This window comes from Streptomyces sp. 2A115, from assembly GCF_052245575.1.
Lineage (GTDB): Bacteria > Actinomycetota > Actinomycetes > Streptomycetales > Streptomycetaceae > Streptomyces.
On sequence record NZ_JBQQCG010000168.1, the window covers coordinates 1 to 8,365 of the forward strand.

9 protein-coding genes are annotated in these 8,365 nt (G+C 69.6%); all 9 read right to left on the reverse strand.

The features are described from left to right. Nucleotides 1–556: ROK family protein (locus ACTWQR_RS54800; RefSeq protein WP_443234854.1), on the reverse strand; the 556-nt coding region annotated here is incomplete at its 3' end. Between the two features lie 14 nt (nucleotides 557–570). Beyond that, complete coding sequence (locus ACTWQR_RS54805) at nucleotides 571–1,233, reverse strand: HAD-IA family hydrolase (protein WP_443234855.1); 663 nt, start codon at nucleotides 1,231–1,233, stop codon at nucleotides 571–573. Nucleotides 1,234–1,262: 29 nt separating this feature from the next. Next, complete coding sequence (locus ACTWQR_RS54810) at nucleotides 1,263–2,342, reverse strand: Gfo/Idh/MocA family protein (RefSeq protein ID WP_443234856.1); 1,080 nt, start codon at nucleotides 2,340–2,342, stop codon at nucleotides 1,263–1,265. Next, entirely contained in the window at nucleotides 2,339–3,499 is a 1,161-nt protein-coding gene (gene rifK, locus ACTWQR_RS54815; protein WP_443234857.1) for a 3-amino-5-hydroxybenzoate synthase, read from the reverse strand. The genes ACTWQR_RS54810 and rifK overlap by 4 nt, the downstream gene beginning before the upstream one ends. Before the next feature lie 157 nt (nucleotides 3,500–3,656). Beyond that, nucleotides 3,657–4,469 carry a shikimate dehydrogenase family protein gene (locus ACTWQR_RS54820; protein WP_443234858.1) on the reverse strand — a complete coding sequence of 271 codons (813 nt, stop codon included), beginning with the start codon at nucleotides 4,467–4,469 and terminating at the stop codon, nucleotides 3,657–3,659. After that, entirely contained in the window at nucleotides 4,466–5,824 is a 1,359-nt protein-coding gene (locus ACTWQR_RS54825; RefSeq protein WP_443234859.1) for a 3-deoxy-7-phosphoheptulonate synthase, read from the reverse strand. The genes ACTWQR_RS54820 and ACTWQR_RS54825 overlap by 4 nt, the downstream gene beginning before the upstream one ends. Then, nucleotides 5,821–6,894 carry a 3-dehydroquinate synthase family protein gene (locus tag ACTWQR_RS54830; protein ID WP_443234860.1) on the reverse strand — a complete coding sequence of 358 codons (1,074 nt, stop codon included), beginning with the start codon at nucleotides 6,892–6,894 and terminating at the stop codon, nucleotides 5,821–5,823. Before ACTWQR_RS54830 ends, ACTWQR_RS54825 begins: the two co-directional genes overlap by 4 nt. Nucleotides 6,895–7,045: 151 nt before the next feature. Continuing rightward, a complete protein-coding gene (locus ACTWQR_RS54835; protein WP_443234861.1) occupies nucleotides 7,046–7,906 on the reverse strand; it encodes an arylamine N-acetyltransferase in 861 nt (286 codons plus the stop codon). Continuing rightward, a partial coding sequence (locus tag ACTWQR_RS54840) for an acyl carrier protein (RefSeq protein ID WP_443234862.1) occupies nucleotides 7,903–8,365 on the reverse strand: 463 nt, incomplete at its 5' end. The genes ACTWQR_RS54840 and ACTWQR_RS54835, both read right to left, overlap by 4 nt.

The window sequence follows — 8,365 nt, forward strand, 5'->3', positions numbered from 1 at the left end:
CCGGGCCGGAGGCGATCGCCTGGAGGCACCCCCGGCGGCCGCAGAGGCACCGCGGGCCGCTCATCTCCACCACCAGATGTCCGATCTCGAAAGATCCGCGGCCGAGTCCCGGGCACAGCTCGCCGTTCAGCACGAGACCGCCGCCGACGCCCGTACCCACCCCCAGGTAGAGCAGATCGTCACAACCCGAGCGCCGGGCCTCGGCGAGTGCGCCGAGGTCGCCGTCGTCCGCCCAGGCCACGGCTGCCCCGGGGAAGAGCGCGGGCAGTGCCACACTCAGATCCGTCCCGGTCCACTCCGGTCGGCTCGGCCAGGCGGTGACCCGTCCGGCCGGTCCGACGGTCGCGGGCATCGCGACTCCCACGGCCCGGAAGGACACTCCCAACCTTGTGCCCAACTCGTTCACGAAGTCCGCGAGTTGGGCGAGATCGCCGGCCGCGCTATGCCGTGGGGCCCAAGGGAACGCGGTCTCGTCGACACACTCCGCGTCGGCCTCCACCCGGAAGGCGACCTTGGTGCCCCCGATGTCGACACCGAGGTAGTGGATCTTCTCCATTGCCTCGGTGATCCTCAGCCGCGGGGCACGGACCGGCACAGTGCCAACAGGTCGGCCGGGCGGCGCAGGACGGCGGCCGGCCGGGCGGCGAGCAGTTCGTCCGGGTCGGACACGGCCCACAGCGCGGCGGCCGAGGTCACACCGGCACCATGGGCACTGGCGAGGTCGGTCGGTGCGTCGCCGACCATGATGGCCTGCTCGGCCGGCAGCCCCAGCAGGTCGAGCGCGCGCTGCACGATGTCCGGGGCCGGCTTCGGGTGCGCGACCTCGTCCGATCCGATCACATGGGCGAAGAAGGGAAGCAGACCCAGCTGTTCGAGCAGGGAGCGCGCCCGTGGCCCGCTCTTGCCGGTGGCGACCGCGAGCCGGAGCCCTCGCACCCGCAGTGTCAGCAGCAGCTCGACGATGCCTTCGAAGACCGGCACTCGGTGCGCGAGCCGGTAACTCTCGCGGACGAACGGCTCCTCCATCTCCAACGGCAGACCCATGATCCGCATGATGTCGGGGAAGTAGCGCCCAAGGTGGCGTCGGTACTCCTCGAAGGGCGCGGGCCCCTCACCCACGACCTCCTTGTACGCGAGGGCGAACGCCTCGTTCATCACCGCGAAGCTGTCGACGAGGACTCCGTCCAGGTCGAAGATCACGGCACGCCTGACCGGTGGCAGCGTCTCCGTCACGGTCGCCGATCGCCCTCTCTCCGGGGCTGTCACGCGATCCCCACCACCTTGCTGGCGGGCAGGGAGCGGGCCGACGCGTAGAAGTCCTCGATGACCCGGACGGTCGTCCGGGCCTCGCCGATGGCCCTGCCGCGGTTGCCCGGTTCGGTCAGGATCGCCGCAAGGCCGTCCAGCTGCCGCCGGTACTCGTAGCCGATCGGCTCGTCCGGCACCAGGATCGGTGTGGTGGCGCCTTCACGGGTCAGGGTCAGCTCCGACCCGGGGTGGCGGTTGGGGCTGAAGCCGAAGGTGCACCTCAGCTCGGCGGTCCCGGCGCTGCCCGCCACCTGGATCCGCGACACGTCCAGCGCCTCGTGCGACGCCCAGCCGGCGCGCAAGGAGACGGAGACCCCGTCGTCCCGGACGAAGAAGCCCCAGGCGGTGTCCTCGACGTCTCCGACGGCGTCGGCGACGGGCCCGTCCCGTCGCCATGTCGCGCCCCAGGCACCGCCGTTGACGAAGTCGTTCGACGTCACACCGACGACCTGCGCGAAGCGGGCCGGACCGAGCAGGGACGCGAGCGTGTCGAACAGATGCCAGCCAAGGTCGAACAGCACGCCGCCGCCGGCCTTGCTGCGCTGGGTGAACCAGCCGCCGGCCTGCGGTACACCGCGCGCCCGGACCCAGGACAGGTCGACATGGCGGATCCGGCCCAGGTCCGGCACCAGGCGTGCCAGGGCTTCCACGTCCCCGCGGTAGGGGGCGGCACTGCCCGCGAGCAGCATGCCGCCGCCCCCGCGTTCGGCTGCGGCAAGCGTGTCGGCCTCGTCAGAGGTCAGACACACCGGCTTCTCCAGGAAGACGGAAACGCCTTTCCCGAGCAGGACGCCGGCCACCTCGGCGTGCAGATGGTTGGGTACGGCGACGACGGCGAGGTCCACCGCCCGGGCGGTGAGTGCCTCCACCGACGGGTGCACCGAAGCGCCCGGCACCGCGTCGAACGCGGCACGCGCCGCGGGTTCGGTGTCGACGACAGCCACCACGTCGAAACCGGCGTGTTCTCTCAGCAGGGGAAGCCACAACTCCCGCCCTGCCCAGCCGAGTCCGACGACGGCCACCCTGACGCTCATACGGCGGCCACAGCGTCCGCGACGATCGCGGCCGTCCGGTGCATGTCCTGCTCGGTGGCGAGCAACACGCGGTGGTGCAGCCAGACACAGTCCTGGCTGATGGCCTCCGTGCGGGGGCAGCGCTCGGCGATCTCGTCCGGGGTAGCGTCAGGGGCGTTGATCTCCCAGAAGGCGTCGGTGCGGTAGATCGCGCGGAAGCCCGCGAACGCCGGCAGGCCGGCCGCCACCAGCCGGTCGACCAGGGCGTTGCGGCTCTCCTCCCCGATACCGGGCACCCGGAACATCGCCATGTAGTGCGAGGAGAAGTCGGTGCGCTCGTCACCTCGTTGCGGGACAACGCCGTCGATCGGCGCGAGCAGGCGGCTCAGCAGGGCCCAGCGCTTCTGACGGGTGGTCAACTGTTCGTCCAGACGGCCCAGCTGCACGCGCAGTACCGCTGCCGAGAACTCGTTGAGTCGCAGATTGGAGCCCGCGATCTCATGAAGGTACCGGCGGTCGGCGCGAGGCCGTCCGCAACTGTGCCGCAGGAACGCGGTCTCGTACATCTCCGTGTCCGGAAACAGTACGGCGCCGCCCTCGCCCGCGGTCATCAGCTTGCCGTTCTGGAAACTGAACGCGGCGACGGAGCCGAGCTCGCCGACCCGCTTTCCCCGCCAGCGAGCGCCGTGGGCATGCGCGGCGTCCTGGAGCAGCGGGACGCCCGTGTCGGCGGAGAGCTTCGCCAGCGCGTCCATGTCCGCCATGAAACCCGCCATGTGGACGGGCATGATCACCCGGGTCCGCGGCGTCACCGCTGCCGCGGCCGCCGCCACGTCGAGGGAGTAGGTGTGCTCGTCGACGTCCACGGGAACTGCGACGGCGCCGAGTCGCTGCGCCGCCTGCGAGGAGGAAATGAACGTGAACGCCGGGACGATGACTTCGGATCCCGCACCGACCCCCATGCACTGAAGGGCGAGTTCCAGCGCGTGGGTTCCGTTCGTGACCGCGAGGGCGTGGGCGGCACCGTGGTGCTCGGCGAACTCCCGCTCGAAGGCGTCGACTTCGTTTCCGCCCATCCGCCACCACTGGCCCTGCTCGAGCGCACGGAGAAGGCCTTCCCGCTCGCCCGCGTCATACTGAGGCCACTGGGGGAACTCCGGCGCCTGTGGCACGTTCATGTCTCTCCAAACATGGCTGACTCGGGATCGCGGAAGACGCGCACACTCCGCCCCTGTGCAGCGTCATGTGCAGTGCGAGGAAAAGCTGGACAACAGGTCCAACGTAGAGCGCTGCCGAACGCCCCCGCATCCCTCGGTCCGGTAGTCGCCGCAGTGCTCACTTCAGGCCGAAGAAAGCCTGATAGGAGCCCAGTTGCCCTTCGAGCATGTGAATGCCGTGATGGACCCGGTGTCCCCGTGCGGCTGCCGCACGGAGGAGCCTCGTCTCACGGGGCCGCATGATGATGTCGGCCACCACACTGCCCGGCGGCAAGGAGTCCGGCGAAAAGGGAAGCGGATCGTCCGCACGCAGCCCGAGCGGGGTGGCGTTCACGGCGATGTCGACGTCGCTCAGGCGCGGTCCGGTCAGGGCGACCGTCCGGCCCGGCCAGTGTGCGTCGAGGCGGGCGACCAGCGCGCCGAGTTTCGAGGTGTCCGAGTCGTACACGGACAACCGGGCGACACCGGCCGTCAGCAGCGCGGCGGCGATGGCGCTGCCCGCACCGCCCGCGCCGACGAGCGCCACCTGTTTGCCCAGGGGCTCGTGCCCGGCGCCGACGAGACCTGCCACGAACCCCGAGCCGTCGAAGTTCTCCGCGAGCCAGCCGCCGTCCGCTTCCCGTCGCAGCACGTTCGCACTGCCGACGACGTCCACGGTCGTGCCGCATCGGTCGGCCAGCCGGCGAACGGCCACCTTGTGCGGCACGGTCACGAACATGCCGTCCAGGTTGTCGACGCGTTGCAGGCCACGCACGATGTGCTCCAGGTTCCGCGGCCGGGCGTGCACCGGGACGAGCACCGCGTCGATCCCCAGGCGCGCGAAGAGCGGATTCATCAGTGTGGGTGCCTGGACCTGGGCGATGGGATCCCCCAGGACGGCGTACAGCCGGGTGGTGCCCGTGATGGGCGTGCCGTGCGGATGTCCGGTCATCGCAGCCTCACCTTCTTCTCCGTGACGCTGTCCGCCACCATCTCCGCGACGCAGAAGGCCAGTTCCATCGACTGCTCCGCGTTGAGCCGGGGATCGCAGGCCGTGCGGTAGCGAGCGGGCAGGTCGGCCTCCGAGACTCCCGCGGCACCCCCCACACATTCCGTGACGTCCTCGCCCGTCACCTCGACGTGAATGCCGCCGGGGTGGGTGCCCAGCCGTCGGTGCACTTCGAAGAAGCCGGCGATCTCGTCGGCTATGTGCCGGAACTGGCGAGTCTTGTATCCGTTCGCCGACGTGTAGGTGTTGCCGTGCATCGGATCGCACTGCCAGATCACCTGGTGACCGGAGGCGGCGACCTTCTCCACGATCGGCAGCAGGACATCGCGGACCCGTGTGTGCCCCATCCGGCTCACCAGCGTCAGCCGCCCCGGTTCACCGTGCGGATCGAGCCGCCGCACGTATTCGACCGCCTTCTCCGGGGTCATGCCCGGACCGAGCTTGAGGCCGATCGGGTTGCACAGCAGTTCCGCGAACGCGATGTGCGCGCCGTCGAGCCGGCGGGTGCGCTCGCCGATCCACAGGAAATGCCCCAGCCCGCTGGACGGACGAGGCTCCGGCCCACTGGTGTCCGCCCACAGCAAGGACTGCTCATAGTCGAGCAGCAGCGCCTCGTGACTGACGTAGATCTCGCCATCGTCGCCTTCGCCATCGCTGCCGCTGCCGCTGTCGCCCAGGTGCGTCGCTCGCGCATCGGGCAGGCCGTTTCGGCGGAACGTGCGGACCAGCGCCATCGCGCCCGCCGCGTCGGCGTGGGCCCGCAGCATCCGGTAGGGATCGGGCGTCCGGGCCGCGAGTGTGGGCTCGACGGAGTTCACCAGGTCGCCGCGGTAGACGGGCAGGCCCAGCGCGTCCACGGCCTTGGAACGGGGCTTGGCGTACTGCCCGGCCATTCGGGCGATCTTGACGACGGGCAGTTCGGAGCGACGGGTGAGCACGGCGGCCATGTGCACCAGAGTCCGCAGGTTGGCTCGCTGATGGGCTTCGGTGTTCTCGGCGAAGGTCTCGGCGCAGTCACCCCCCTGGAGCAGGAACGCCTCGCCGCGTGCGACCGCTGCGAGCCGACCGGCCAACCGTGCGGTCTCGGCCGGCGTCACGATCGGCTCGGCCCGGCCCAGCGAAGCCACCACGTCTCTCGCCCGCTCCGGGTCCGGCCAGGCCGGCTGCTGCGCGGCAGGCCTGGCCAGCGCTGCCTCCAGCCTGCCCACCAGCAGGCGCTCCACCGAGGGGCGGTCCACCGGCCGACGGGCGCCGGCCTGATCGTCGTGATCAGCCGGCCACTGCCGAAAGTGCCTCATTTCCTGGCCGTATCGGTCGTGGAGGCTCCGAGCACGGCTTCGCCGACGAGATCGGCGAGGGGTGCTCGGGGCATCCGGTCCAGGGCGTGCGCGACCGCTTCCTGCGGCACGTCGCTCACCAGTTCCGCGCCCTTCGGTCCGTCCAGCACGAACGCGAGTCCGGTGATCGCCTTCTTGTCGTGTCGCATCAGACGCACGAGGGCCGCGGTATCGGCCTCGACGGGCAGGGCGGTGGGCAGACCGTAGTACCGGACGACCTCCCGATGTTCCTCCACCCTGGCCTGATCGATACGGCCCAGTGCACCGGCGAGTACACCCGCGAAAACTGTTCCGACCGCCACCGCCTCACCGTGCCGGAGGGCGAAGTCGGTCGCCCTTTCGAGCGCGTGGCCCAGCGTGTGACCGTAGTTGAGCAGGTGCCGCACTCCGGTGTCCCGCTCGTCCATCTCCACGATCCGGGCCTTGAGCGTCACACTGGCGGCGATCTGTTCCGCCGGCGGCAGTCCACGCAGGTCCGCCGCTCCGATGAAGTGGCACCGGGCGATCTCACCGAGACCGTTCAGCTTCTCCCGCGGGGGCAGGGTCGACAGGTAGTCCGTGTCGCACAGCACCGCGCTGGGCTGCCAGTACGCGCCGACCAGGTTCTTGCCGGCCGGCAGATTCACCGCTGTCTTCCCGCCGACGCTGGCGTCCACCTGGGCGAGCAGCGACGTGGGCAGGTGCACCACGGGCACGCCGCGGTGGTAGAGCGCGGCCGCCAGCCCGACCACATCGGTGGTCGTCCCGCCGCCGCAGGAGACGACGACGTCAGACCTGGTGAGCCCGAACCGTACGAACTCACCGCACAGGGCCTCCACGGTGGCGAGGGTCTTGTCCTGCTCACCGTCACGGGCCGGCAGCAGCAGGGTCTCCACACCGGTGTCGGGTACCCATGACTCCGGCCGGGCCGACACGACGACGGCCCGCCTGGCGCCCAGCCGTCGGACGACCTCGGCGAGCGACGTGCGTACCCCCGGACCGATGAGCACGTCGTACGAATGATCTCTGAGGCGCAGCGGGACGGAGGTCATGGCGTCTCTACCGACCCGCCGCCGTGCGGACGCGCGCCTCGGCCCGTTCCTCGCGGTCGAGCGGATCGGCACCTGCACCTGCACCTGCACCTGCACCGCCGATCGGCATCACGTCAGCCGTGTCCTTCACCATCGGGTTCCCCTTCCGAATTCAGCTGAACTCGCCCGACAGAATGCGGGAGATCAGCTTCCGGTGCTCGCCGTCGTCCGTGATCGTGTGCACTTCTTCGCGACCGTCACGGACCGTCAGATATCGGCGCCCTTTCAGTACGATCTGGCCGTCCTCGAAAGTCCGGCCGCACAGGACGTCCTGACCGTCGTACGCTTTCGTGTCCGCCTCGATCTCCCGGAAGAGGCGGTCCGTTCCCCGCGCGATCGGGCACGCTTCGGACACGTCCGACGCGAACTCCTGGTTGAGATGGTCCTCCAGTTGCTGCCAGTCGCTCCACTGCCGGGCTTTCATCGTGAAGGTGTAGACGACGCTCCACCGGCTGACCCTTCCCCGGCGCTGGAGAGCGAACCCGGACTCGTGGTCGGCCAGCCGGTACTGGCACCCGTACTGGGTCTGCACCGAGTCGGTGACCAGCAGCGGCTCGATGAAGGAGGGGCCCGGGTAGCCGACGTCCACGAGCCATTCAGCACCGTCCAGGGCAACACGGTTGAGCATGTGCTCGACGTCGAGTCCGAAGTTCTCCCGGCCCTCGGCGGTGCTCCCCGCCATCAGCGTGATGTCGTAGCCCAGTTCACTGAGCAGCCGGTGGAACAGCCGGGCCAGCTCGAAACAGGTCCCGCCCTGCCCGTTGACAATGCTCGTCTCGAACAATGCGTTCTCGTCGAGGTCGATGATACGTATGCCGTCTCTGAGATCCTGGCCAGCACCGTTGTACGGAATCGCCATGAGATGCCTCTTGTGCAGTTCGCGCAATGTCGCGATGTCCACACCGGCTTCTCCGCTCCAGCCTATCCGCTGGAGATATTTTCCCACGTCGAACACATCGTCACCCTCTTTCATACCGAGATCGCTACTTGGGCTGTCGCCTGTTTGCCGCACATCAGCTCGTGCAGGTGCGCGGCAAGCACTCCTGGCGTCGGATAGTCGAAGACGAGGCTGGGAGAGAGTTTCCTTTCCGTTGTGTTGCGGAGGCGGTTGCGGAGCTCGATGGCGGTGAGGGAGTCGAAGCCGATCTCGAAGAGCCCTTGGTCCGCGTCGATGTGGTGGGTCGCGGGGTACCCCAGAACGGCGACCACCTGAGCCCGCACCAGGTCGAGCAGGACCTGCGCCTGCTCGGCGGAGGGCAGTCCGGCCAGCCGGTCGGAGAGCTGCCGGTGCTCGTCACCGGTGCCTGCCGCCCGCGCCAGTTGTCGGCCTGCGCGTATCAGGCCACGCAGCAGGTGCGGTACCCCGCCGTCCGCCACAGCGCCGGCCCGCACTCCCCGCAGATCCAGCTTCGCCGGCACCAACAACGCCTGC